Consider the following 24,487-nt stretch of genomic DNA (forward strand, 5'->3'; position numbering starts at 1 on the left):
TGTATAAGTGGAAGGCATCTCATATTTCCTTACTATCGTAGAAAGGAGCAAGATGATGGAGAAAGGTAAAATTTCTGCGCTTCAGATGGCAATTATGATGTATCCAATGATTGTAGCTTCTGCTATTCTTGGGGTGCCGAGCATAACAGCCAAATATGCTAAAAACGACTTATGGTTGTCCCCCATTTTCGCATCCATCATCGGGTATGTGACGGTGTATATCGTGTATAAACTGCATGAACTTTACCCAAAACAAACCGTTATTCAATTTAGTGAATATATTTTAGGTAGGTTACTGGGTAAAATTCTTGGTTTATTATTTTTATTTTTTTATATCCAAACTACAGGAGTAATTCTCAGAGAGTATGCCGAATTTATTGTCGATTCGTTTCTAGTTCGTACTCCAATTAGCGTTACCATGGCATCGATGGTATTATTATGTGCTTTTATTGTATATGGAGGTTTAGAAGTAATAGGGAGGGCTGCTCAATTGTTTTTCCCTCTTTTTGTCTTTCCACTTCTCATTTTAATTATCTTAGTAGTGCCTGATTTTGAATTTAAGAATATCTTCCCGATATTAGGGGACGGAATCTGGCCGCCAATCAAGGGGGCGATTGTGCCAAGTGGATGGTTCACCGAATTTTTTATGGTGATTTTTCTATTCCCTTTTTTAACGGATAAAAAAAAGGGAATGAAATATGGAATGCTGACGGTATTTGCTGTAATGGTGACGTTGGTTGTGGTGAATCTGGTTGTTCTTTTTGTACTCGGGTCAGCAACAAGCTCAAAGGTTTATCCTCTGATGAATGTAGCACGCTATATCAGTATCGCTGAATTTTTTGAAAATTTCGAGTCTGCCGTCATGGCTATTTGGATTGTAGGTACGTTTATCAAAATATCAGGGTTTTATTATGTGGCTGTTTTAAGTACTGCACAATGGCTAAAACTTTCGGACTATCGTCCTATTATATGGCCGATCGGGATTCTAATCGTAGTATTTGGTTTTTGGTCAATTCCTAATACATTGGAAATAGAGCGTTTTAATGAAGGAACCTTCCCAATGTTCGGAATAATCGTTCAAACGATTATTCCGCTGTTGTTGTTGTTGATAGCTGTTTTACGGAAAAAAAAACGTAAAAAAACTGAATCTAGCTAATGTTATACAGCTAATGGCTTGCCGCTGGTGATGTATGGTCGTTGAAAAGGAGCTTTTGTAGAAAGGTGAAAAGTCTGTGTCCAGGATCGGTGGAAGTTTATCCCGGTTCGTAGAGACGCTAATATCTTTGCTGAGCGAAGATATTAGCGTCTTTAGAACGGGACTAACAATGAGTTGGGGAGTAAGACCTCCCACTCATTGAAGTTTCACTTTATAGATTATTTAATAATCGGCGGCAATGTTTGAATTTGAATGAGCTCAATATTATAGCAAGCGTAAAAGATTATGTATCATATTGTCGGTATAGCTCTATGGGACTTTCGAATTGAATGCCCAGCGTAGAAGACATAAACCTGTAGTGCATATTAAAAATTTTATTTAGTGAAAAAAGGAATAAAAAATATTTGTTACTACTTTGTGAACGCTATTGCAAATGTGAAAGGAGGGTAGTATGATGAATGTACAGAAAGTTAGTGAAAACATTCACAAACTATATTTTAGACAAACTAATCATGGAACAGCAAGCATTTTTTTTAAGCACTCATGTGAATAATTTCACAAACTTACGTTAAATTATTTTTAAGGAGAGATGTAGAATGAAAACGAATTGGAATAACGGACCGATTATTAGTGGAGTTTGGGCAGTATTGAGAATTTGGTTAGGCATTCAATGGGTAATGGGTGGTTGGGGCAAACTTACTAGTGGTGAATTCAATGCAGGTGGATTTATCCAAGGAGCGATAGCGAAAGCTGGTGGAGACCACCCGGCAGTTCAAGGTTGGTACGCAAGCTTCCTTGAACAAGTGGCTTTACCAAATGCAGAACTATTTAGCTTCTTCGTTCAATGGGGTGAAATATTAGTAGGGGTCGGACTAATTCTTGGAGCGGCAACAATTCCAGCGTTAATTGCAGGAGCTTTCATGAATCTTAACTTCCTTTTAGCAGGGACGATAAGCACGAATCCAGTTTTCTATACAATCGCCATCATTCTCCTTTTTGCAGGAGCAGGAGCATATAATTATGGTGTAGACCGCTTTGCAATTCCATTCATTAAAGGATGGATAGGTAAAGATAAGGGGAATGGAAAGGTTTTTCGCAAAAGAGAAATTGCTCATTAAGCTTAAGAAGAGGATGACTCAGTGAGTCATCCTCTTCTTAATGTGTATTACGTTTCTGTTTTGCCCGCTTATCGGCTGCTTGTGAGCGTTGTTGTGCTTCTAAATCGTCATGGTCAGCAAGTTCTTGGGAAAATTCAATATCAAGTCCATCGCTTTTCTGATTTTTGAATCGTTGAACTGATTGTTGGTTAAGCTCTTTCGCCATTCTTAATTCCCCCTATCATGCAAAATGAGAACGTCTCATAAGGGTCTGACCTCGCACTCTAAATCAGTATGTAATGTTTCAGATACTAATTATGTACTGTATTTAGTTGTTGCGGGGTCTGACCCTTTGCTTTTGAGATACCCTCATTTAGCTTTTGTAGAAATCAAAGTATCATGAGCGGAAATTCCCTCCAGCTTAATATAGTTTGCCGGATGACGCGTATCCACCAGCACGATCCGCTTTTTTAAAGTCCCTTGAGTAAAGAAATTCTTGTGTGGATGTTAATTTGTTCTTGACCAGTTTTTCTTTTCTTTTGCTTCCCATTTTCATCAGCTCCTATTTAGCAGTTGTTCATATTTTTTCCAATCAAACTGATTTTATACGATGAATCTTTTAAGGCGGATCCCAGTAAGTGTCAAAGTTTAGAATTTCTTAACAAAATTCATACACAGATAAAATAAAGCTGGATTAAACTAAATATATGAAAAGGAGGTTGAGTATGAAGCGATACTATTGTAATTATTGTTTAACGTTGACTAGGAAGACTGAGATTTGTAAAGAGTGTGGTAATAAAATTATAAAACCAATAGAGGTCAATATTCAAAAGCAAAAAGCTTGAGGAATATTGCTTTTTTTTATGTAGAGAAATAACGGAAATTCTCCTTCATCTTACTGCCATCCTAAATCTACGTTGTTGCCTAAATTTCTAAAATAATTGAAAAGACTCCCAATAAGTAAATAAACAATGATAATATTTTTAATGGGCTGAAATTTGCCTATTCAGAAGTTCTCCTTCACAATTTGTTTAGATTCCTGCATAATTGGAATCGTTGGAAATATTCGATAATGGAATTTGGGATGTTTCTCGAGTTTATCGCAAATCCATATGTAGGATTTTTGTAAGAACATAAAGTAGAGTACATAAGGGAGATGGAGTTTGTGAAATGGATATACTTGTTGATGGCACTAGCTGGTGGACTTGCTGTTGGAGTCCAGGCAGTGACCAACGGAGGTCTTGGAAAAAAAGTTGGGACATTAGAAGCTTCGTTGATTTCATTTTCTGTCGGCACAGCAGCTTTATTTTTCATTGTGCTTTTTTTCGGAAAGGGGAATTTACTTGCGATTTCTGAGGCTCCGAAAGGACAATTAATTGGCGGATTACTTGGCGCTTTTTATGTAATCATCATGGTAATGACAGTTCCGAAGCTCGGAGTTTCTTCAGCTCTCTTTGCCGTCATTGCAGGGCAGATTATAATGGGAGCGATCATCGACCATTTTGGCCTGTTTGGAGGGGAAAGAATCGCGCTTGACTTAAAGAAAATGGTAGCTATTGTGCTTATGATGGGATCTATTTACTTATTTAATCATAAGTAGGTAGAAATTTGTCTAAAAAGACTAGAAAAGAAAAAGGACCCAAAATGGTCCTTAACGTTTAAAAATTATTTTAATAAATCGTGAAGAGCTGCTTTTAGATCGGGATAAGCAAAGGTGAATTCATGATGTTGTAAAACGTCTGGAATCACCTTTTGTCCTTCTAATACGAGGGTACTCATTTCGCCGAGCATGGTTTTTAACAAAAACGGTGGCACAGGAAACCAATGAGGGCGATGCAGAACGGTACCTATCGTTTTCCCGAAGTACTTCATTTGCTGTGGGGATGGGGCGCTGAAATTAACAGGTCCATTAATCGCTTCATGATTCACACAAAACAAAAGCGCTCTAGCAACATCCTTAACATGAATCCAAGACAACCATTGCCGGCCTGTTCCAATTGTGCCGCCAGCAAATAATTGATAAGGAGTGACCATCATAGGAAGCGCCCCCGCACTCTTGCCAAGTATGACGCCGAAACGTGCAAATACTAACCGGCCGCAATATGCTTTCGCTCTTGACGCTTCTTTTTCCCATAATTGTACTGTACGTGATAGAAAGTCTTCTTCAATTGTTTCGCTCTTTTCAGTAAAAACCTCTTTTTCTGATGTCCCATAATATCCAATTGCACTGGCATTAATGACCACTGCTGGTTTTTTTGTAAGCATCGAAAGGATCCGAGTCATTTCTCGCGTTGTCTCGACCCGACTCTCAACGATTATGCGTTTACGTTTATTTGTCCAACGCCCGCTATTCAACGATTCCCCAGAAAGATTAATGAATGCATCAATGCCAGCCAACTCATTCTCAGGGCTTGCAGATTGATCAAGCCATTTTACATATTTTACACCGGTAATAGGCTTTTTGTTTTCTGGATTTCTTGTAAGTATATAGATTTCATGGTTTTCTTTTCTAAGCTCTTGAATAAGAGCCATACCGACAAAGCCGCTTCCGCCTGCTATGGCAATTTTCATCATTTGCCTCCTTGATTCAAGCTTTATCCCCGTTTAACAAGCTGTAATACCCCAACTGATGGAAGTTTCTCTTTTTCCCATCGTTACTTATTTCGATTCTTTTTCGCATAAACCTTCTTTCAAATATGGTACATTAGACAAAGAGGTGGTATTCTTGGCCGTTATTACGAAAATAACAACTCAACAAAAACGAACAGACCGCTATAATGTCTTCATGGATTATGGAAAGGGAAAAGGCGAGGAGTACGCCTTTAGTGTTGATGAAGAAGTATTATTGAAATTTCAGCTAAAAAAAGGCATGGAAATCAATGAATATGATCTTGCCGATATTCAACTGTATGATGAAATTCAGAAAAGCTTTACAAGTGCATTGAATTATTTATCGCACCGTATGCGTTCAGAGCAAGAAATTCGTATGTATTTAAAGAAAAAAGAAATAGATGAACCTATTATACAAGAAACGGTTTTGAAGCTATATAAATATAAGTACTTGGATGATCTCGAATTTGCTCGTGCTTTTGTAAGAACTTATATGAACGGTGGAAATAAAGGACCGATTATCATTCAGCAAGAGTTAAGAGAAAAAGGAGTCAAGCTATCGATTATTGAGCAAGCGATGGTGGAATATCCAAGTGAACAGCAAATTGAACATGCTGTCATGATGGCTGAGAAAGCAAGTAAGAAAGAGACGAAGCTTTCTGAGCGGGCCTTAAAACAAAAGCTGGACCAAATATTATCTCGAAAAGGCTTCACTAGAGATGTGATATCGATTGCACTTCAAGAGGTTACGGTTGAGAAAGATGATGACGAAGAATGGCGGTCACTCATGTTTCAGGCTGAAAAAATAAAACGACGATATCAGGGGTATACCGGATATGAATATGAGCAGCGAATGAAGCAGGCATTATTTGGTAAAGGATTTGCAATTGAAATGATTGACCGATATTTATCTGATGAAGAACAAGATTAATCAAACCTGTTGACTGATGTCAATTCGTTTCGGTAAGCTTAAGTGTGAGTTGTACCACTTAATTAAAAACAGGCTATATTAAACAATATTGTTGATATAGTCACACCATTCAGTAAAGCAAAAGGAACTCTTGGCTCCAATCGTATCCTAAAGTCAGGGTTAAAATGAGTCAAAAATCAACAAAGTCAATTAACAAAGCCTAAAAGTAAAGCCAAGAATCGGTGTATTTATAAAGAGGTGCTAAAATGAGTGCAACAAGATATAGCCAAATGTCAGCGTATGAACTTCAACAAGAAATTGCTGGTTTGCATGAGAAAGCGCGTAAAGCGGAACAACTTGGCATGGTAAATGAATTTGCTGTCCTTGAACGTAAAGCGATTATGGCAAAAGCATATCTTCTTAATCCAAAAGACTTCAAGCCTGGTGAAATGTACAGCATTGAAGGAGATCCAGGAACGTATTTCAAGATTGATTACTTGAATGGGGTCTTTGCCTGGGGCTATCGGCTAAGCGGCACGAAGCAGGATGAGGCGCTGCCAATCTCAATGTTAACATCTTTAAAATAAAAGCAAGGACAGACCTTGCCACTACAACTACAGTTGTGTAGAGTACAAGGTCATATCCATATGAGATATCACTGCAGTTTAAATACTTTCTCAGCTATCTGAGGTTCTTTCGTTTGAGGCTCTCATGCGTTCTTGAGGATGGTCATTAATCGATCCATCGGCACGCTTTGACGAAAATTCAGCTTTTGCACGAGGCCCACCTTCGAACCTATTTTTGTTTTGATTTTGGAAATTACTCGCTTTATTTCTCATTATTATTTCTCCTCCAAACAGTAGAAGTCGTCGCGCTTCTTAGGCACGTACGATTAGTATGAGGAAAATATCTGGGAAGTATGATTAAAACTATAGTTAAAAAATTGGTAAAGGAGAGTATATAAGATGGAAGAATATAAAGAACAATTAACTGAACGATTGTTACAAAAAAATGATCAAATTACTTATGATCAAGCATTAACTTGGGTAGAGTTACTGTGGGAAGATTTTGAAGCCACCTATGCAAAAGCGGGACATGAATATGCAGGAGCGGAAATGACATTGAAGGTTGTTACACAATTAATTGATAATTATGGAGAGCGCCTGCATGACTTTGTAGCGAAAAATCCGAAATATCGTCATTTGCTTCAAGGGAAGAATGAGATTTGATTTTTACGAAATCGAGAATCTAAGAAGGGTCTGACCTTGCAACCAACACACAGTTTACAGGTTCTTTACCCTTCATTTAAACTGTGTGTTGGAGTCGCGGGGTCTGACCCTTTGATTTTTGAATTATCATCTTTTCTTAAAGAGGGATTAGCTTCAATTTCTTGCGCAATTTGTCTTCGCTAAATATCCAGCCTGTATAGGAATTTTTAATTTGAAAATCATGGTCCAGATGAACAACTGCAACAAAAGGATAAAATCCGTTGCTGCGGTATCTGAGGTCAATGAACCGAACCTCGAAAAATTCGTCGAATTCAGCAATTTCAAAGCGATATATCGGTGAAAAAGACAAGAAAGCTGCTAAATTTTTATCATGTTTCGCTGCATGGAGAATCTCACTATCGGGAAGTGGAATCCGATCAAATGTATCAAGAATCGTCACATTGCCATTTTCTGCACGAGCGACATAATAATGTTTCTCAGCGATAACCGCAACTTTCCAGCGATGATAGCGCATCGTTGGTGATAAAATAATCTTTGTTGCAGCTGGAATTGCCTTTTTGACAGCTGCTTTTATGAATCGCTGTTCTCGGAAGCGAGCGATATAGTAGATAATCAGAACGAAGTAAATCGTAAGAAACGTATAGCCAGGCGGAAATCCGAATCCCCAAAGAATGAGGCCGGCAACATGAATTCCGAAAATAAATGGATCAAATGTATTGATGATACCAAATGCTACCCACTTTGAAGAAATCGGTCGAATGGCTTGCGTGCCATAGGCATTAAAAATGTCAACAAACATGTGGAGAAATACGGCAAAAAAAGTCCAAAGCCATAGATGTAGAAGGTTAGAAGAAGAAAATATACTATAAAGAAAGCCAGTAATTAAAATTGGCCAAAGCAATACAGCTGGAATAGAATGGGTAATTCCCCGGTGATTTCGAATATAAATAGCATTGTTCCTCAATTTAAGTATGGTATCGATGTCTGGAGCCTGGGAACCAATAATTGTACCTAACATAACTGCTTGGGCAGTGAGTGCATTGTCTGCCACGATAGGATCTAAAGTGGCCAGACCTCCAAGAGCAATTCCCATGACAAAGTGAGTACCTGTATCCAAAAAGCCAACCCCTTTGTATTTGATAGTAATAGCTTACGTGTAATGAATCGCTTTTTAATAACGTCTAGATGAAATTATCGATGTTAATATACCGTTATTTTATCATAGAATAAAACGAATCGTATTTATCCCGCATTAACGGGCAGTAAGACCCCACCTCAATTTTTGTTTAGAGAATTAAGAAAAGAATAGGTGGGGGATAAAAAACACTGATGGAAGTTTTACTTTATTCCTACTATACTTCATTCAATCACATGATATACTTTGAAACGTTAAGAAATAAAATGTACGTTTACCCTTATTTATATTCCCTTTTTTTAATGAGGTTAACATCTTTGGAGGCAGAAATGTGAAAGAAGAAATAAATGCATTAAAGACAATTGATAGTAAACAATTTCAACATGATTTAATTTCTTGGTTTGCAAGTGAGCATCGAGATTTGCCATGGCGAGAAAATAAAGATCCATACCGGGTTTGGGTTTCAGAAATCATGCTTCAGCAAACTCGCGTCGACACCGTGATTCCTTACTTTAATCGATTTATGGAGTGGTTTCCGACTCTTGATGAATTCGCAGAAGCAGATGAAGAACGTGTTTTAAAGGCATGGGAAGGTCTAGGCTATTATTCACGTGTCAGAAATCTGCATAGCGCTGTAAAAGAAGTGAAGGCAACGTATGGCGGTGTGGTTCCAGATACGCCAGAAGAAATCGCAAAATTAAAAGGAGTTGGACCATATACGGCAGGTGCGATTTTAAGCATTGCATATGGTAAACCAGAACCAGCTGTAGATGGGAACGTGATGCGTGTACTTTCACGCATTTTACTGATTCGAGAAGATATTGCTAAGCCGAAAACGAGAAAGACTTTTGAAGTAGCAGTTCGAGCTTTAATTGACCATGAGAATACTTCGTTTTTCAATCAAGCCCTTATGGAACTTGGTGCTTTAATCTGTACACCCGGAAAACCAGCATGTTTATTATGTCCGGTGCAAGAGCATTGCGAAGCATTCAAGGAAGGTGTCCAATCAGAGCTGCCAATCAAAATCCAAAAGAAAAAAACCCGTACGGTACCACTTGTGGCGGCGATACTTACTAATCATAAAGGTGAATTTTTAATTCATAAACGACCAAGTGAAGGCTTATTAGCTAATCTCTGGGAGTTCCCTAACTTTGAAATTCACACTGGCCTTTTGGCAAAGCGCGATTTTTTCAATCAGGAATTAAAAGAGTTATTAGGTGTGACATCAGAGCTTGGCGAGCTTTTGGTAAAAATAGAGCATGTCTTTTCACATCTAGTTTGGAATGTTGATACATTTTCTGGTGTCATTCCAACAGAAATGGATCAAAATATCATGAAAAAGCATCAATTCCAATGGGTAAGTGAGATTGACCTTGAACAGTATGCATTCCCTGTCCCATACCAGAAAATGATGGCGGCTTTTAAAGAAAAAAATATGTGAAATAGAGGAAGGCGTTCCAATTAGAAAGAGTCAGACCCCGCAATTACTATTTGCATTTCAAATTAAGTGAATGTACCGCTAGAATCTGTGAGTTAGTGCGAGGTCAGACCCTTTTCCCTAGTTTGTAGGGTTAGAAAAAGCAAAGAATTACGCAGGGTCCCCTAGACTTCACATGTTCTGACTATCCAGCCCGCCCCGATTTACGATTTCTTCAACAATTTCTCGATGAATCACTTGTCCTTCTTGGTTTAAATAGGGTACCATTTGTTGAAGAGAGTGATGAAAAAAGGCAAGCTCTTCTTTGCCCCACTCTGACTTTGGCAGCATCGACAATTCTGTCATATCACGACCAACATACATATTGGAACACTCCTTTTTGCATAATCATTCTATTTTTCATTTAAAAAGAAAATTTTATTCTTAACTCTGGAAGGATGGATCAACCTATGACACAAAAAGTAGCACTTGTAACAGGAAGCAGTAAAGGACTTGGCCGAAGCACCGCATTGACGCTTGCTGCGGCAGGTTATGATGTAGTAATTAATTACGCACGCAGTAAATCGAAGGCATTGGAAGTAGCAGCTGAGATTGAAGCGATGGGCAGAAAAGCATTAGTTGTAAAGGCGAATGTGGGAGATGTAGAAAAAATTAAAACAATGTTTTCAGAAATCGAAGAAGCGTTTGGCAGATTGGATGTGTTTATCAACAACGCGGCATCGGGCGTTCAGAGACCTGTCATGGAACTTGAAGAGTCTCACTGGAATTGGACGATGGATATTAACAGCAAAGCATTCCTGTTCTGTGCACAGCAAGCTGCGAAGCTTATGGAGAAAAATGGCGGCGGCAAGATGGTCAGTATCAGTTCACTTGGTTCGATTCGATATCTGAAAAACTACACAGCTGTTGGGGTCTCCAAGGCGGCATTGGAAGCACTAACCCGCTACCTTGCAGTTGAACTGGCACCGAAGAATATTTGCGTTAATGCGGTTTCAGGCGGTGTTATTGATACGGATGCACTCAAGCATTTTCCGAACCGTGAAGAATTATTGGCGGAAGCAGCTGCAGAAACACCAGCTGGACGAATCGTTTCAATGGAAGATATGGTCAATACAATCATGTTCTTGATATCTGAAGATGCAAGCATGATCCGTGGTCAGACAATTATTGTCGATGGAGGTATTTCTCTTTTAGTGTAAACGGAAAAGAATAATTGGATAAATTTAGTTTTAGAATCATGGATATCTAACAGCCTTCCTGGTTATCTTATTATTCGTGGAGGTGATTACGAATGGCAAAGAAATCAAAAGCAGGCACAGATATTCAACAAGTGCAAAAACAAAATAATGCTGCATCTTCTGGGCAATACGGCACTGAATTTGCGAGCGAAACGAATGTCCAAGAAGTAAAGCAACAAAATCAACAAGCGGCAGCTGGTAAAAGCTACGGCGCTCAAGCATCAGGACAATACGGCACTGAATTTGCGAGCGAAACGAATGTCCAAGAAGTAAAGCAACAAAATCAACAAGCGGCAGCTGGTAAAAGCTACGGCGCTCAAGCATCAGGACAATACGGCACTGAATTTGCGAGCGAAACGAATGCCCAAGAAGTAAAGCAACAAAATCAACAAGCGGCAGCTGGTAAAAGCTACGGCGCTCAAGCATCAGGACAATATGGTACTGAATTTGCAAGTGAAACGAATGTTCAAGAAGTTAAAAAGCAAAATCAACAAGCAGAAGCTCAAAAAAACAGTAACAACCAATTTTAAGACTAATCATTTCCACCAGTGAAAAGGCACCCTTATATGAGGGTGTTTTTTCCTTTTTTTATGCAAAAAAAAGTGGGAGTTTATGTTCAAATTGTATTTCGACAACATCCGGTACCATACAAAGAATATAACGACAAAACTTCTATAATCTCTACATAATCTTTTAAAGGAAATTTACTATGAAGCAAGAATACATATAGATAAATATTCTTTCGGTGAGGTGGGACCTAAATGCGAGAATTTGACAGACTGATTAGTGAGCAATTAAAAACGATGGATAAATTATTATTTCTACAAACAGAACTGGAACGATGCCAAGCGATTGAGAAAGAATTACATGACTTAGAGCGAAAATCGCAGTTGGGTACTCTGCAAGACGAGATTAAGCAGATGAAGCAAGAACTAAATGATATTCAAAATCAGTTTGAAAAACAAACCGAAGAAGTCATTGAGTATTATCAAAATGAACTGACAACAGCGAAATAATTGTGTAGAGATTAATTATTCGTCAAGATGTGTAAAGCGTATAAAGTCAGTAGAAACATGGAAAATCAATGTTTTTCACTGCTTTCTCCGTTTTTTTACACATTTTTACTGAATGATTAATCTCTTTTGTTTTAAAATCAGCGATAAATCGCTATAATAAAGAGATATAGGAAACTTGACAGGAGTATATACAAATTGACTTGCATGAACTTAAAACAGAAGTTGGTAAAAGAAAGTAGGGGAAATTAATATGGAGATTCCCACTGAAGGAGGAAGGATCCAAATTCAGAGTTACAAGCATAACGGTCACATCCACCGAATCTGGGAAGAAACCACCGTTTTGAAGGGAACACAGAATATTGTCATCGCTGCTAATGATCGCGCAATGGTAACGGAGTCCGATGGAAGAACATGGATAACGAGAGAGCCGGCTATCTGCTACTTCCACTCGAAGTACTGGTTCAATGTGATAGGTATGCTGAGAGAAGACGGTGTTTATTATTATTGCAATATTAGCTCTCCGTTTATTTATGATTCGGAAGCGCTTAAGTACATTGATTATGACCTGGATATTAAGGTGTTTCCGGATATGACCTTTAATCTGCTGGATGAGGATGAGTATGAAAGGCATCGAAAAGAAATGAATTACCCGGAAGAAATCGATCAAATATTGAGAACGAACGTTGATTATTTGATTTATATGATTCGGCAACGAAAAGGACCTTTCTCTGCAGAATTTATCGATTCGTGGTATGAAAGATATTTGACTTACCGTTGAACCAAAGGATGTCCCATAACGAAAGGGGTCAGACCTCACATCTACTCTATATTGTTTAAGACGTGAACATGACGCAATAAACGGTATATAGAATGTGAGGTCAGGACCTTTTTGGGACATCCTATTTCTTTCGAATCAACAACGATGTAAGTGGAAAGACAATAGATTGTTGAAATTGCGTTATGTAATTTAGTATCACCTATAGAAAAAATGGAGGATTTTTGTGGATAGCATAAAAAGATATTTGCACTTTGTAAAACCTTATAAATGGCCGATCGCAGGTACAATATTAATCGGTTTGCTTAAATTCGCGATTCCGTTATTAATTCCGCTTTTATCCAAATATGTCGTAGATGACATTATTGCAAGCACACAGTCTGTGGATGAAAAAACAAATCAACTGTTCTGGGTCATTGGGATCATGCTGTTTATCTTTGTTGTGCTACGTCCGCCGATTGAATATTATCGGCAATATTTTGCTCAATGGGCAGGTACAAAGATTCTCTATGACATTCGAAATAGCTTATTCACCCATATTCAAAAGCTCAGCTTTAAGTATTATAGCAACACAAGAGCTGGAGAAGTGATTTCTCGGGTGATTAATGATGTAGAACAAACGAAGAATTTTGTCATAACAGGCTTGATGAACTTATGGCTAGACATTGCAACGATATTCTTTTCTGTGGCCATCATGTATACGATGGATGCTAAGTTAACAGTCGTCAGCTTAATTATGCTGCCATTCTATGTATTCTCAATCAAGTATTTCTTTGGTAGGTTGCGTGGATATACAAGAATTCGTTCCCAAGCTCTTGCCGACCTACAGAGTCATTTACATGAAAGAGTTCAAGGAATGCCAGTTATAAAGAGCTTTGCCATCGAGGATTATGAACAAGAGCGGTTTAGTAAACAAAATAAGAACTTCCTTGATAAAGCCCTTCAGCATACGGGGTGGAATGCGAAATCGTTTGCTGTTGTGAACACGATTACCGATATTGCGCCGCTTATGGTAATCGGCTACGCAGGTTATGAGGTGATTCATGGGAATATGACATTGGGAACGATGGTGGCTTTCATTGGCTTTATTGATCGACTTTATAACCCGCTGCGTCGTCTCGTCAACTCCTCAACGACTATGACTCAAACTTTGGCATCGATGGATCGAGTGTTTGAATTAGTAGATGAAAAATATGACATTGATGATAAGAAAGGAGCCGTAGAATTAAAGCAAGTTGCAGGTGAAATTACTTTTGACAATGTTTCATTCGCCTATGCGGACAATGAACCAGAGGTACTGAAAAATATTCATCTGGATGTAAATGAAGGAGAAACGATCGCTCTCGTTGGAAAGAGTGGCGGTGGGAAGTCATCACTAATTAGTTTAATTCCGCGCTTTTATGATGTTAGTAAAGGAAGAATTTTAATTGATGGAAAAGACATCCGTGACTTTAAGGTTCATAGTCTGCGGGACAAAATTGGGATGGTGCTACAAGATAATATTTTATTTAGTGAATCTGTGAAAGCGAATATCCTAATGGGTAAGCCGGATGCCTCAGACGAAGAAGTGGTAGAGGCAGCTAAAGCTGCGAATGCACATGAATTTATTATGAATCTTACGGAAGGGTACGAAACAAAGGTTGGTGAACGTGGAGTCAAGCTATCAGGTGGGCAGAAACAGCGGGTAGCTATTGCCCGGGTTTTTCTAAAAAATCCGCCGTTACTTATTTTGGATGAAGCAACATCTGCACTTGATTTAGAAAGTGAGCATCTTATTCAAGAAGCCCTCGAAACATTGGCGAAAGAACGAACTACGTTTATCGTAGCCCACCGACTATCGACAATCACTCATGCAAATCGAATTGTCTTAATTGATCAAGGGGAAATAGCCGAAATAGGTACACATGATGAATTAATGAAATTGCAAGGACGTTATTACCAATTATTCCAAGTTCAACAACTCAACTTAACATATCAGTCAACGGACTAATGCGGAGATTATCGTGATCTTGATGTCGAGTATTAGCTAAAAAGAAACTGGATAACGAAAAAGAGGACGACATATGTCATCCTCTTTTTCGTTATCCATGAATCTAAACTGACTCCTGACTCAATCATCTAGATTAACTGATACATGGTTTTCATCTTTATGATACGATTGGAAACTGTTAATTAACTTTTCAAGATGCTCGAGTTGCTCGTCATACTCATTAATGTATGCAATGAGAGGAACTAATCTAGTAGAAAGCTCAGCCAGCTCATGATTCATTTCATTATGCTGTTTGAAAAATAAATCCAGCAGTTCTTCTCTAGTTAAGCAATTTTCCATCCAGTCTTCAGCGTAACTCCCTGTTCGAATCTTCCTAATATGTTTCAACAGCATTTCTTCGTGCTTGTAAATGAGGCAATCGATATGCTGAATAATTTTTAATTGGAAATCATCAGGCATCATATTAATTTCATTTTCAAATTTATGAATCCGCCTTAATGTTTCGTAGGCTTTTTTTGTTGTGATGATGAGTTGCCGATATACGACAAGCTTTCTGGATGTAGAGATGTTTTCTTTCTTGTATTTGCGTTCTTCCTTAAACATGGAAAAAAGTTGTTCTATTTTTAATAACTCATCCTTGAAACGGCCGATATCTTTTTTTAGTAGCGTATGCCCTGAGGCATGGCGTGTACTAATTCGAATCCATTTTAAGATATCTTCGGTGGTGTTACTAATTTGTGAATATACCTTAGCTTCATACTTTGGAGGGATGAATACCAAATTCACAAGGAATGAAGAGAGAATTCCTAATAAAATGGACAGAAATCGGAAAGATGCGAATTCCAGAAAATTACCTTGCTGATTCTCCATAACCGCGATGACGGTAACAACTGTTAGAACAATCGTATTATCCATTTTTAACTTTAAATTTATCGTAATGACAACCACTACGGCCAATCCGACGAGAAAAATATTATTTCCAAAAAGCAATACGAATAAAACCGCAACGATTGCCCCAATGATATTTCCTTGTATTTGTTCCATTACTGTCTTAAATGATCGATAAATCGTCGGTTGAATTGCAAAAATAGCAGAAATCCCAGCAAACACTGGAGCTGGCAGGTTAAGAAGTTGAGCTAAATATAATGCCAAAACAATTGCGATTCCCGTCTTAATTATGCGGGCACCAAACTTCATGAGTTAAATTCCTTTCTTCTTCAGTTCTTTTCTATACATGTATACGGTAATTATTTAATTATGAAAGTAAGGATTCGTCTATGTACTACTTTACACGTAAAAGATTACAAGTAAACAATAATGTAATATACAGGGTTATTAGCATACTTTCAAGTGAAAATCGCAAATGAACTGATAAATTAGGAAAGATAGATAGAAAGAAGGGTAATAAGCTTAAAAATGAGCCAATTAAAGCACTTCAAAAGTAGAGGTGTTGTTTTTAAAAATTTAGGCTATGTTAAGCAATATTATTGTTAAAATCAACAGTGGCATATAACACAGTTAAAATTTAAAATAAGATAATTCCCAACTTTTCTTATATATAGTGATTAGGAATCCAGTTTTTGAGGCTGATATAAGCAAGGTAGGCAAGTATATGGACAGATACCTTTGGATGAACTACTTCGTATGTAATAAAGAAGGGTTAGTTCATAGAAAATAAATGAAAAACGTTTATTTTGCGTCGAAATTAAAATATATGCGACGAATCAAAAATGTATGATTCAAATTTAAAAAAGAGAACATTGCTTTTGTTCTGTGGGTTTTGAGTGACATTTGGCATATATGTAGAAATAATAAAGTTGTTTAATTTTATCCCTAAAAAAAATTAATAACCATCTATCGACTTATCAGATAGATGGTTATTAAAGATGTTTAAAAATTTAGATTTTCCTTTATTTTACGATCTTTAAAGATAATAAAGTTGTTTAATTTTTTGTCTGTTCTTCTTCTTTTTTTGCTTTTTGTAATACATTTTGAATAAAAAGAGATTTATTTTTAGTATAAGAAACTCTGTCAAAACGAAACGTTGCTAACAAATCAACTTTTAATTGGTGATATTCTTTTAAAACATCAGGATTACTTCTTAAATAATTTCTGAATAAAATTTGATTGTTCCAGTGTTCTCCTTCAAACTGATAAAAATGCAAATGATGTGTACCAGCTCTCCATTTTCCTTTTCGGAAGAAACGTCTTTTGGGAAATTCTTCATGGTAAACAAATTCATATCCTATTTGGTTTAAAGGCTCAATAAATTTGCTAACTATCTCTAAATCATTTACTCCAATAATAATAACTAAAATGGGTTTAGCCCCTAACCTAAATTTAACAACTCCCATCTTTTCTAGGTTTTAGGTTTAAGATCTTTCCTTCTTTTAGACATCTGTGGACTTTTGCTGAGTGAAGAAAAATATGAAAATGATAATGGGGAGCGCTATTAAAAATGTATTGTTTCTAGAAGTTTTTACTGTAGGAATATCTGTTAATGACATTTTACTCATTCCCTTTTATATTAGTTAATAATTCTGGTGGAACGATATAATGCTGCGTTACTATTTTATTAAAAAAGTTATAATCTTCAAGTGGCAGTGCCGGAAGAACTTCAGGATAACCGAAAATAGGACCTGAAACATTAATTGAAAAATCACCAGACGAAACAAATGTGCCAGTCACATGTATTACATCATTGATTAATAGTATAGCTATAATGATGTCCAGTATATCGATAAAAAGGTTTCCTTCTTGCGAGTGGTCCCTCCCTTCTAAACGATACCCTCCAAAAAGAGGACCACCTAACGAGAGACTAAATCTGCCTGGTCTGACAAACACTCCAATGATTGTAATTTGCCCTGTTAATAATAGGATTGCTGAAGTAATTTCGATACTACGTTGAAAGGAGTGAATTCCTTTTTTATTTGTATCCAATTCACAGGTCTCATTCAATATCATCACTCCCTATGTAGGCATTTTATTCAGCTTAACTGACAAACGTCACTTAATTGAGATCAAGAATCAAGGTTTTATAATAAAGTCTGATCATTTCTTACGGAACTAAAGCCCCCGTTAGTGTAAGTACATTTATTCACAATCTCAATTGTTAGTTTCGGGTCTTCATTTTTAAAGAACTTTATTATTTTTTAAAGAACTTTATTGTTCGTAAACAGCATAGATGGTTCGGTGCAGTTAAGCTAAGTGAGTATTAAGGAATTTGGAAAATTGCTTGATGATTCATTTTGTTCTTTCTTGATAAGGTAAATCAGAAAAGTCAGGAATTAAGAAAAATCTAGAAGTCATGGACTTCTAGATTTGGACGAAAGAGTATCAATATGTGATTATTTTTGTTCCTTTAGCATTTTGAATACGTGCTCAATAGCAATTAACGTATTGTGAATATCTTCCTCTGTATGAGCGGTCGTTAAAAACCAAGCTTCATATTTTGAAGGTGCAAGGTTAATTCCTTGGTGAAGCATAAGTTTGAAGAACTTCGCAAATACTTCTCCATTTGTATTTTCTGCTTGTTCGTAGTTTTCAACTTTTTCGTTTGTGAAGAAAATCGTTAAAGCACCTTTTAAACGGTTAATCGTAATTTCTGTACCATGTTTTTGGGCAGCTTTTAGGATGCCTTCTTCAAGAATGGCACCTAGTCGATCTAATTCGTCATAAATGCCTTCTTGTTTAAGAACTTCTAGGCAGGCAATACCCGATAACATTGAAGCCGGGTTACCAGCCATTGTTCCAGCTTGATAGGCTGGTCCCAGCGGTGCAACGGTTTCCATGATTTCCTTTTTCCCACCGTATGCTCCAATTGGTAACCCACCACCGATGATTTTTCCAAGCGCAGTTAAGTCTGGCTGAACTCCGAGCATGTCTTGGGCACCGCCATAACAGAAACGGAATGCAGTGATGACTTCATCAAATATAACAAGTCCGCCAGCCTCGTGTGTTAATTCAAGGACCTCTTCTAAGAACCCTGGATTCGGTTCAACGATGCCGAAGTTGCCGACAATTGGTTCGACAAGGACAGCAGCGACTTCACTGCCCCATGTTTTTAGTGCTTCTTTAAATGGCTCGATATCATTGAATGGAACGGTAATTACTTCTTTCGCGATTGCTTTTGTTACTCCAGCCGAATCAGGCGTGCCAAGTGTTGCTGGGCCAGAACCAGCAGCAACAAGAACAAGATCAGAATGGCCGTGGTAGCAGCCAGCAAATTTAATGATTTTATCGCGGCCTGTATAAGCACGTGCTACGCGTATTGTAGTCATGACTGCCTCTGTACCTGAATTGACAAAACGAACCTTATCCATAAAAGGCATAGCTTCTTTAAGCAATTTCGCGAACTTCACTTCATGAGGAGTAGGAGTTCCATAGAGGACCCCTGTCTCAGCAGCTTTCTTAATCGCTTCTGTAATATGGGGGTGTGCGTGACCTGTAATGATTGGGCCATATGCAGCTAAGTAATCAATATACTTATTGCCGTCTACATCCCAGAAATAAGCACCCTCGCCGCGCTCCATCACAACCGGCGAACCACCGCCAACCGCTTTATATGAACGAGAAGGACTATTAACCCCTCCAACAATATGCTCTAACGCTTCCTTATGTAAACGCTCCGAATTCGTAAAATTCACTCAAAACCAACCTCCTAAAATAACTTCATTCCTATCATACCATTAATCCGGGAAATGGGGTCTGGCCCCTGCCTTTACATCCATCCCCCCTTGCTAAAAGCGAATTTGTGAAGGGGAAGAAAACCTGGGAAATAGGGTCTGCCCCCTAAAGATACGTCTTGATAAAGGTGAGAAGTGCGATAATGGTTTGGGGGTTTTGGATGTTGAATTCCTGGTGGCGTAGTTCGCCTTTGGGATTGTAAGGTATAATTTTACCAGCACCTTTTTCCTCATTAACAAATAACTTAAAGCTGATAGGTGTTCCGGTAATGGAACCTGAATCATCTCTTTCAATAATTTGTGCTAGCAGCTCTCCATAATCTGCTTCAAAAAGAAAATCGTATCCGCTGTTTTGAGCCAGCTTTTCAACTTGTGATAATATGAATTGTTGTACAGAACCAATTTCATTCATTCAACTCAACTCGCTTTCAATGGGTATCAAACCTTCTAGGCATTTTTATTGTTTTACATCTTAGCTTTAGATAGACTAATTCATTGGGAACTAAGGCAATTGGAGGAATAGTATATGAACAATGCAATTGAAGTAACTCAACTGCGAAAGGAATTCAAATCATATTCCAGTCGTACAGGATTAAAAGGTGCATTTCGTGATTTGTTGACACGAAACTATAAAATTGTCCCAGCAGTAAACGATATTAATTTTACTGTAAAACAAGGCGAGATGGTAGCTTATATTGGCGAAAATGGAGCGGGTAAATCAACAACGATTAAAATGTTGACAGGAATCCTAGAACCAACTTCAGGAAAAGTACGCGTAAATGGAATGGATCCACATCGTGAACGGGAAAAATTCACTCGGACCATCGGTGTTGTATTTGGTCAACGCTCGCAATTATGGTGGGATATTGCCGTTCAAGAATCATTCAGATTACTGAAAAAAGTGTATAAAGTATCGGATCAGCAATATGACGAGCATATGGGTCATGTCATTAAAACGCTCGACATTGGACCATTACTTGATAAACCTGTTCGGAAGCTTTCGCTTGGTCAGCGCATGCGCTGCGAATTAGCTGCAGCATTGATACATAATCCACCGTTATTGTTTTTAGATGAACCAACGATTGGGTTAGATGTCCTCGTTAAGTTGAAGATTCGTGAATTTCTTAAAGAAATTAATGAGAAATACAATACGACCATTTTATTAACGACACATGACCTTGGTGATATTGAAGCTCTGTGTAACCGAGTGGTTATGCTTGATGAAGGGAAAATTGTGTATGATGGTGAGTTGGAATCTTTGAAAAACAATTGGGCTGAAGAAAAAGAAATCCACTTTCAGTTTATGAATCATGTACATTTATCTGAGTTAAATTCTCTACCACTCACGTTTTCTGCTGATTGGAATTATGATGAGAAAAATCAAACCTATATAGCTTGTATAAAAGAAGAGGATGAAAATATCTCTCAGTTGATTTCTGCTGTCGTTTCTCAATTTAAAATTAAAGACGTGAAAATTCATGAAACATCGATTGAAGAAATTGTTCGTAATATTTATGAAAAAGGCATGAACTAATGGTGTGAAATTTATCGTTCAAATAAACGATAGAAAGGAGCTTAAATCATGGACAAGTACTTTGAAATGATACGAATGCGCTTTCTCATGATGCTAGCGTATCGAACTGATTATTACACGGGGATATTAATTTATAGTATTAATATTGGTGCTTACTATTTTTTATGGAATGCGATTTACGGAGAAAAATCCTCTATTGAAGGATTAACAAGCGTTCAAATGACAACTTATGTAGCTATTGCCTGGATGGCGCGTGCATTTTATTTTAATAATATCGATCGTGAAATTGCGCTTGAGATTAAAGAAGGGAAAGTAGCAATTGAATTGATTCGACCTTATAACTACTTAGGGATGAAGACGATGCAAGGGTTGGGAGAAGGAATTTTTCGATTCTTTTTCTTTTCAATACCAGGAATGATTTTGGTTGCACTCATTTTTCCAATCCAGGTACCTCATAACCCGGCAAGCTGGGGATTATTCGGTATCTCGTTGTTGTTAAGCTTTGTTATTAACACACAGATTAATCTACTTACGGGGATTACAGCGTTCTTCTTCTATAATAATGCAGGATTAATTCGAGCTAAACGAGTAATCATTGACCTCTTTTCAGGCTTGCTTTTACCGATTAGTTTTTATCCATTTTGGGCTCAAGATATTATGAAATATCTGCCGTTTCAAGGAATTAGTTATATCCCAAGTATGATTTTTACCAATGGGTTTAGTGGCAGTGAAATCATTTATGCATTACTTCAGCAATCAATTTGGGTGCTCATTTTGTTGGTACCTATTCGATTACTATGGGCAGCCGCAAAAAAACAGCTGACCATACAGGGGGGGTGAAGATATGTTTTATGTAACTATGTTTTTTCAATATATGAGCCAGTATATGAAAACTCGGTTGGAATATAGAGCCGATCTTGTTGTGGAAATGCTTTCTGATTTTCTCAATCAGACAGTGAACTTAGTTTTTATTCTCGTTGTCTTTGGACATACGCAATTTTTAAGCGGCTGGAGCCGTGATGAAATTATCTTTATTTATGGCTTTTTCCTCATTCCTTTTGCGCTGTTTAGTTCTTTTTTTAACATATGGGACTTTAATGACCGCTATATTGTGAAAGGAGAGATGGACCGGATATTAACAAGGCCGATACATAGTTTGTTTCAAGTTATTCTTGAGCGGATGGAGCTTGAATCACTTTTTGGGGTTGTGACTGGACTTGTGATTGTTGTGTATGCTGGTTCTTCATTAAATCTAGCTATTACTTGGTATGATCCGCTCTTGTTTATTATATTTGCGATTGGCGGAGCACTAGCGTATGCGGCGATTTTCATTGCGATTGCGAGTATTGGATTTTGGTCAGATGCCAAAACCTCCATTATGCCGATGATGTACAATATCGGTAACTATGGCCGCTATCCGGTTGATATCTATAATAAAATCATTCGCTTTCTGTTAACATGGGTCCTACCATTTGCCTTTGTAGGTGTATACCCAGCCGCGTACTTCCTTGGTAAGAAAGAATGGTACGCCTTTTCCTTCGCAACACCACTAATTGGAATTGTCTTCTTCACACTGGCCATCCTTATCTGGAACAGAGGAATCCGCAAATACCGAGGTGCCGGGAACTGACCTGGGAAATAGGATCTGACCTCTGCACACTACCACAAAAAACCTTGATATAACAAGGGTTTTTGTGTGTTTAGGAATTCGGGAAATAGGGTCTGACCCCATACCCATCAAGCTAACAGTAGAAGCTTCTAACCAACTGCACAATTGTGTAAGTGATGTGCTAGCGATTTCCTGACTGAGCCATACGCAAAGTGCAATGAGTTCGTTTGCTTGATACTTACTAGATCACTGTACAAAGCCAACTTGTTTGGCGATATCTTGTAGGACTATTGGAGATAGGAAGCTTTGTAATTCTTGTGAGAATAGATGTAAATCTTCAGAAAGCGAGAGGTTCATAAAAAACGTCATCCTTTTCAAGTATTTTTCTGAAAGAATAACGTTTTTTTCATTTTAGGGGAAATTCGTTTTGTTAACTTGATGGCTATGTGACGGTACCCCTATAGCGAGAACAATGACATTTATTTCATTGTTCTCGCTATTTTTTTAATTTAATAAGCTAAAAATTTCACAAATGAAATTAATTGCAGTAAAAGATGGTTGAAATAAATATTTTTTTATAATGTCACCAGTAGATGATTGAATATATATTCAATTCAGAATAATATGTAGTCATAACTGACTAGGGGGAATAATGAATGCTTTCATCACAGCAAAATCATCTACTTTTAGAAAAAATTATTAAATATTCATTTGACGAAATCTTTGTAACAGATGCAAACGGCAACATTATATTTTTAAGTGAAAAATTTAAGGATTTGTTTGGAATCGATACCGAGAAAATTATGAATCAAAATGTATTTACATTAGAGAAGAATGGTATATTATCTCCTTCGGTTACTGGAAAAGGGTTGCAAACAAGAAAAATTGAAACAATCATTCAAGAAACTGCAATGGGGAGAAAACTAGTTGTGTCTGGTTATCCAATTTTTGATGAAAATCAAAAGCTTTGGGGGGCTCTTAGCTTTTCAAGAGATATTACAGAACTTGATTATCTCAAAAAAACAAATGATCAAGTGGCTAAAACGATGCTTTTATATGAAAAAGAAATTGAAAAGATGAAAAATAAACAAATGTACGCTTCCCCTATTAATAATGGAAAAATGGGACAAGTGTTTAGTATTGTTGAAAAAGTCTCCAGCTTAGATGTCACAGTATTATTGGAAGGGGAATCGGGAGTTGGAAAAAACTACATTGCTCAGAAAATTCATCAAAAATCCAATCGGAAGAATGAGCCTTTTATTGAGGTAAACTGTGGAGCCATTCCTGAATCATTAATTGAATCAGAGCTGTTCGGATATGAGGAAGGAGCGTTCACTGGCGCAAGAAAAGGTGGAAAGAAAGGGTATTTTGAAGCTGCAGGAAAAGGAACCATTTTTCTTGACGAAATTTCTGAACTGCCGCTCAAGCTCCAAGTTAATCTATTGTCCGTTCTCCAAAATCGAACGATTCAGCGAGTGGGTGGCCATTCAATCATTCATTTAAATTGTAGAATAATATGCGCCACAAACCAAGACTTACAAAAATTAATTGCTGAAAAAAGATTTCGAGAAGATCTATATTACAGAATTAATGTCATAAAGATTGCAATTCCCCCTTTACGTGAAAGAAGGGAAGAAATAAATCTATTAGTCTCTGACCTGTTAGATGAGTTTAACGATAAACACAATATGAATAAAGAATTCTCCACAAATATGATTTCTTGGCTAAACAGACAGGAGTGGCTGGGTAACATAAGGGAACTTAGAAATTTCATAGAGCGCATATTAATTACTTCAAATGAAAACTTTATTGACGTTGACCAAGTTGGTATCACCCCTTCAAAAGAAGGTGATCTGACATTAGATCAATATATGGAGATGATTGAAGAAGATTATATTGTTCGGATGTATGAAAAATATCCAAGCAGTATTAAGCTGGCAAAGAAGTTAGGGATTAGCCAATCCACGGCCAATCGAAAAATCAATCAATATGTTAAGAATACCTAGTCAAAGCTGACTAGATTTTTTGATGAAATCCTTATCTCTGCTGTTGGCATGGAACTTGC

Annotated in this window: 27 protein-coding genes and 1 pseudogene; 16 read left to right on the forward strand and 12 right to left on the reverse strand. The window is 37.4% G+C overall.

The features are described from left to right. The first annotated feature begins 55 nt into the window (after positions 1-55). Positions 56-1,156, forward strand: a complete 1,101-nt coding sequence (locus tag AC625_RS04405) for a GerAB/ArcD/ProY family transporter (RefSeq protein ID WP_049680177.1) — start codon at positions 56-58, stop codon at positions 1,154-1,156. Positions 1,157-1,752: 596 nt separating this feature from the next. After that, positions 1,753-2,274, forward strand: coding sequence for a DoxX family protein (locus tag AC625_RS04410; RefSeq protein WP_049680178.1), 522 nt, complete (start codon positions 1,753-1,755; stop codon positions 2,272-2,274). A 37-nt stretch (positions 2,275-2,311) separates the two neighbouring features. Here the strand turns inward: AC625_RS04410 and AC625_RS25425 are convergent, their stop codons facing one another. After that, positions 2,312-2,479: a YfhD family protein gene (locus AC625_RS25425; RefSeq protein ID WP_082190939.1), complete on the reverse strand. Its 168-nt coding sequence runs from the start codon at positions 2,477-2,479 to the stop codon at positions 2,312-2,314. A 195-nt stretch (positions 2,480-2,674) separates the two neighbouring features. Next, the gene (locus tag AC625_RS25430; protein WP_082190940.1) at positions 2,675-2,803 is read right to left on the reverse strand and encodes a YfhE family protein; all 129 of its coding nucleotides are present in this window, start codon (positions 2,801-2,803) and stop codon (positions 2,675-2,677) included. A 615-nt stretch (positions 2,804-3,418) separates the two neighbouring features. Between AC625_RS25430 and AC625_RS04415 the strand changes: the two genes are divergently transcribed. Further along, positions 3,419-3,853 (forward strand): DMT family transporter, encoded by a 435-nt coding sequence (locus tag AC625_RS04415; protein WP_049680179.1) that lies wholly within the window; start codon positions 3,419-3,421, stop codon positions 3,851-3,853. Between the two features lie 65 nt (positions 3,854-3,918). Here the strand turns inward: AC625_RS04415 and AC625_RS04420 are convergent, their stop codons facing one another. Beyond that, positions 3,919-4,824 (reverse strand): TIGR01777 family oxidoreductase, encoded by a 906-nt coding sequence (locus AC625_RS04420; protein WP_049680180.1) that lies wholly within the window; start codon positions 4,822-4,824, stop codon positions 3,919-3,921. A 145-nt stretch (positions 4,825-4,969) separates the two neighbouring features. Between AC625_RS04420 and recX the strand changes: the two genes are divergently transcribed. Then, a complete protein-coding gene (gene recX, locus AC625_RS04425) occupies positions 4,970-5,794 on the forward strand; it encodes a recombination regulator RecX (protein WP_342671009.1) in 825 nt (274 codons plus the stop codon). Between the two features lie 245 nt (positions 5,795-6,039). Further along, positions 6,040-6,360, forward strand: coding sequence for a YfhH family protein (locus AC625_RS04430; protein ID WP_049680182.1), 321 nt, complete (start codon positions 6,040-6,042; stop codon positions 6,358-6,360). Between the two features lie 90 nt (positions 6,361-6,450). Here the strand turns inward: AC625_RS04430 and AC625_RS04435 are convergent, their stop codons facing one another. Further along, the gene (locus AC625_RS04435) at positions 6,451-6,612 is read right to left on the reverse strand and encodes a small, acid-soluble spore protein K (RefSeq protein ID WP_049680183.1); all 162 of its coding nucleotides are present in this window, start codon (positions 6,610-6,612) and stop codon (positions 6,451-6,453) included. A gap of 126 nt (positions 6,613-6,738) precedes the next feature. Between AC625_RS04435 and AC625_RS04440 the strand changes: the two genes are divergently transcribed. Then, positions 6,739-7,002, forward strand: a complete 264-nt coding sequence (locus AC625_RS04440; RefSeq protein ID WP_049680184.1) for a YfhJ family protein — start codon at positions 6,739-6,741, stop codon at positions 7,000-7,002. Between the two features lie 136 nt (positions 7,003-7,138). Here AC625_RS04440 and AC625_RS04445 read toward each other — a convergent pair whose 3' ends face one another. Beyond that, positions 7,139-8,119 carry a metal-dependent hydrolase gene (locus AC625_RS04445; RefSeq protein ID WP_049680185.1) on the reverse strand — a complete coding sequence of 327 codons (981 nt, stop codon included), beginning with the start codon at positions 8,117-8,119 and terminating at the stop codon, positions 7,139-7,141. Between the two features lie 349 nt (positions 8,120-8,468). Here AC625_RS04445 and mutY point away from each other — a divergent pair, with 349 nt between their 5' ends. Continuing rightward, a complete protein-coding gene (mutY, locus tag AC625_RS04450; protein ID WP_049680186.1) occupies positions 8,469-9,578 on the forward strand; it encodes an A/G-specific adenine glycosylase in 1,110 nt (369 codons plus the stop codon). Between the two features lie 168 nt (positions 9,579-9,746). Here the strand turns inward: mutY and AC625_RS04455 are convergent, their stop codons facing one another. Beyond that, on the reverse strand, positions 9,747-9,938 hold the full coding sequence (locus tag AC625_RS04455) for a hypothetical protein (protein WP_049680187.1): 192 nt from the start codon (positions 9,936-9,938) through the stop codon (positions 9,747-9,749). 86 nt (positions 9,939-10,024) lie between these two features. On the opposite strand from AC625_RS04455, the gene fabL reads away from it, so the two are divergent. The 5 genes from fabL to AC625_RS04480 all read left to right on the forward strand — a co-directional run bounded on the left by fabL (position 10,025) and on the right by AC625_RS04480 (position 14,594). After that, entirely contained in the window at positions 10,025-10,774 is a 750-nt protein-coding gene (fabL, locus tag AC625_RS04460; RefSeq protein ID WP_049680188.1) for an enoyl-[acyl-carrier-protein] reductase FabL, read from the forward strand. A 92-nt stretch (positions 10,775-10,866) separates the two neighbouring features. Next, a complete protein-coding gene (locus tag AC625_RS04465; RefSeq protein ID WP_049680189.1) occupies positions 10,867-11,343 on the forward strand; it encodes a gamma-type small acid-soluble spore protein in 477 nt (158 codons plus the stop codon). A gap of 231 nt (positions 11,344-11,574) precedes the next feature. Next, positions 11,575-11,829: a YgaB family protein gene (locus tag AC625_RS04470; protein ID WP_049680190.1), complete on the forward strand. Its 255-nt coding sequence runs from the start codon at positions 11,575-11,577 to the stop codon at positions 11,827-11,829. Positions 11,830-12,079: 250 nt separating this feature from the next. After that, positions 12,080-12,607, forward strand: a complete 528-nt coding sequence (ntdP, locus tag AC625_RS04475) for a nucleoside tri-diphosphate phosphatase (RefSeq protein WP_049680191.1) — start codon at positions 12,080-12,082, stop codon at positions 12,605-12,607. Positions 12,608-12,830: 223 nt separating this feature from the next. After that, positions 12,831-14,594: an ABC transporter ATP-binding protein gene (locus AC625_RS04480; protein ID WP_049680192.1), complete on the forward strand. Its 1,764-nt coding sequence runs from the start codon at positions 12,831-12,833 to the stop codon at positions 14,592-14,594. A 120-nt stretch (positions 14,595-14,714) separates the two neighbouring features. Here AC625_RS04480 and AC625_RS04485 read toward each other — a convergent pair whose 3' ends face one another. From AC625_RS04485 to AC625_RS04505, 5 genes are all read right to left on the reverse strand, one after another. Further along, positions 14,715-15,791: an FUSC family protein gene (locus tag AC625_RS04485; protein WP_049680193.1), complete on the reverse strand. Its 1,077-nt coding sequence runs from the start codon at positions 15,789-15,791 to the stop codon at positions 14,715-14,717. A 746-nt stretch (positions 15,792-16,537) separates the two neighbouring features. Next, positions 16,538-16,948, reverse strand: coding sequence for a GrpB family protein (locus AC625_RS04490; protein WP_049680194.1), 411 nt, complete (start codon positions 16,946-16,948; stop codon positions 16,538-16,540). Positions 16,949-17,102: 154 nt separating this feature from the next. Beyond that, the gene (locus AC625_RS04495; RefSeq protein WP_049680195.1) at positions 17,103-17,558 is read right to left on the reverse strand and encodes a hypothetical protein; all 456 of its coding nucleotides are present in this window, start codon (positions 17,556-17,558) and stop codon (positions 17,103-17,105) included. Positions 17,559-17,941: 383 nt separating this feature from the next. Then, complete coding sequence (locus AC625_RS04500) at positions 17,942-19,240, reverse strand: glutamate-1-semialdehyde 2,1-aminomutase (RefSeq protein WP_049680196.1); 1,299 nt, start codon at positions 19,238-19,240, stop codon at positions 17,942-17,944. A 145-nt stretch (positions 19,241-19,385) separates the two neighbouring features. After that, positions 19,386-19,691, reverse strand: coding sequence for a hypothetical protein (locus AC625_RS04505; RefSeq protein ID WP_049680197.1), 306 nt, complete (start codon positions 19,689-19,691; stop codon positions 19,386-19,388). 114 nt (positions 19,692-19,805) lie between these two features. Here AC625_RS04505 and AC625_RS04510 point away from each other — a divergent pair, with 114 nt between their 5' ends. Genes AC625_RS04510 through AC625_RS04520 form a run of 3 tightly spaced genes read left to right on the forward strand, consistent with a single transcriptional unit; the run spans position 19,806 to position 22,443 of the window. Next, positions 19,806-20,813 (forward strand): ABC transporter ATP-binding protein, encoded by a 1,008-nt coding sequence (locus tag AC625_RS04510; protein ID WP_049680198.1) that lies wholly within the window; start codon positions 19,806-19,808, stop codon positions 20,811-20,813. A 48-nt stretch (positions 20,814-20,861) separates the two neighbouring features. Next, a complete protein-coding gene (locus tag AC625_RS04515) occupies positions 20,862-21,653 on the forward strand; it encodes an ABC transporter permease (protein ID WP_049680199.1) in 792 nt (263 codons plus the stop codon). A gap of 4 nt (positions 21,654-21,657) precedes the next feature. Beyond that, on the forward strand, positions 21,658-22,443 hold the full coding sequence (locus AC625_RS04520; RefSeq protein WP_049680200.1) for an ABC transporter permease: 786 nt from the start codon (positions 21,658-21,660) through the stop codon (positions 22,441-22,443). A 105-nt stretch (positions 22,444-22,548) separates the two neighbouring features. On the opposite strand, the pseudogene AC625_RS26425 reads toward AC625_RS04520, so the two are convergent. Beyond that, a pseudogene (locus AC625_RS26425) lies at positions 22,549-22,779 on the reverse strand (IS4 family transposase); the annotation flags it as partial. 299 nt (positions 22,780-23,078) lie between these two features. On the opposite strand from AC625_RS26425, the gene AC625_RS04530 reads away from it, so the two are divergent. Continuing rightward, positions 23,079-24,428, forward strand: coding sequence for a sigma-54 interaction domain-containing protein (locus AC625_RS04530; protein ID WP_049680201.1), 1,350 nt, complete (start codon positions 23,079-23,081; stop codon positions 24,426-24,428). Positions 24,429-24,487: the final 59 nt, after the last annotated feature.

This window comes from Peribacillus loiseleuriae (genome assembly GCF_001183985.1).
Classification (GTDB): Bacteria; Bacillota; Bacilli; order Bacillales; family DSM-1321; genus Peribacillus; species Peribacillus loiseleuriae.

What these genes read in the sequence shown, in the direction of transcription:
- AC625_RS04405 (WP_049680177.1), top strand. Translation starts at nt 56, where the DNA reads ATGGAGAAAGGTAAAATTTCTGCGCTTCAGATGGCAATTATGATGTAT.
- AC625_RS04410 (WP_049680178.1), top strand. Translation starts at nt 1,753, where the DNA reads ATGAAAACGAATTGGAATAACGGACCGATTATTAGTGGAGTTTGGGCA.
- AC625_RS25425 (WP_082190939.1), bottom strand. Translation starts at nt 2,479, where the DNA reads ATGGCGAAAGAGCTTAACCAACAATCAGTTCAACGATTCAAAAATCAG.
- AC625_RS25430 (WP_082190940.1), bottom strand. Translation starts at nt 2,803, where the DNA reads ATGGGAAGCAAAAGAAAAGAAAAACTGGTCAAGAACAAATTAACATCC.
- AC625_RS04420 (WP_049680180.1), bottom strand. Translation starts at nt 4,824, where the DNA reads ATGAAAATTGCCATAGCAGGCGGAAGCGGCTTTGTCGGTATGGCTCTT.
- AC625_RS04430 (WP_049680182.1), top strand. Translation starts at nt 6,040, where the DNA reads ATGAGTGCAACAAGATATAGCCAAATGTCAGCGTATGAACTTCAACAA.
- AC625_RS04435 (WP_049680183.1), bottom strand. Translation starts at nt 6,612, where the DNA reads ATGAGAAATAAAGCGAGTAATTTCCAAAATCAAAACAAAAATAGGTTC.
- AC625_RS04440 (WP_049680184.1), top strand. Translation starts at nt 6,739, where the DNA reads ATGGAAGAATATAAAGAACAATTAACTGAACGATTGTTACAAAAAAAT.
- AC625_RS04455 (WP_049680187.1), bottom strand. Translation starts at nt 9,938, where the DNA reads ATGTATGTTGGTCGTGATATGACAGAATTGTCGATGCTGCCAAAGTCA.
- fabL (WP_049680188.1), top strand. Translation starts at nt 10,025, where the DNA reads ATGACACAAAAAGTAGCACTTGTAACAGGAAGCAGTAAAGGACTTGGC.
- AC625_RS04465 (WP_049680189.1), top strand. Translation starts at nt 10,867, where the DNA reads ATGGCAAAGAAATCAAAAGCAGGCACAGATATTCAACAAGTGCAAAAA.
- AC625_RS04470 (WP_049680190.1), top strand. Translation starts at nt 11,575, where the DNA reads ATGCGAGAATTTGACAGACTGATTAGTGAGCAATTAAAAACGATGGAT.
- ntdP (WP_049680191.1), top strand. Translation starts at nt 12,080, where the DNA reads ATGGAGATTCCCACTGAAGGAGGAAGGATCCAAATTCAGAGTTACAAG.
- AC625_RS04485 (WP_049680193.1), bottom strand. Translation starts at nt 15,791, where the DNA reads ATGAAGTTTGGTGCCCGCATAATTAAGACGGGAATCGCAATTGTTTTG.
- AC625_RS04490 (WP_049680194.1), bottom strand. Translation starts at nt 16,948, where the DNA reads ATGGGAGTTGTTAAATTTAGGTTAGGGGCTAAACCCATTTTAGTTATT.
- AC625_RS04495 (WP_049680195.1), bottom strand. Translation starts at nt 17,558, where the DNA reads ATGATATTGAATGAGACCTGTGAATTGGATACAAATAAAAAAGGAATT.
- AC625_RS04505 (WP_049680197.1), bottom strand. Translation starts at nt 19,691, where the DNA reads ATGAATGAAATTGGTTCTGTACAACAATTCATATTATCACAAGTTGAA.
- AC625_RS04510 (WP_049680198.1), top strand. Translation starts at nt 19,806, where the DNA reads ATGAACAATGCAATTGAAGTAACTCAACTGCGAAAGGAATTCAAATCA.
- AC625_RS04515 (WP_049680199.1), top strand. Translation starts at nt 20,862, where the DNA reads ATGGACAAGTACTTTGAAATGATACGAATGCGCTTTCTCATGATGCTA.
- AC625_RS04520 (WP_049680200.1), top strand. Translation starts at nt 21,658, where the DNA reads ATGTTTTATGTAACTATGTTTTTTCAATATATGAGCCAGTATATGAAA.
- AC625_RS04530 (WP_049680201.1), top strand. Translation starts at nt 23,079, where the DNA reads ATGCTTTCATCACAGCAAAATCATCTACTTTTAGAAAAAATTATTAAA.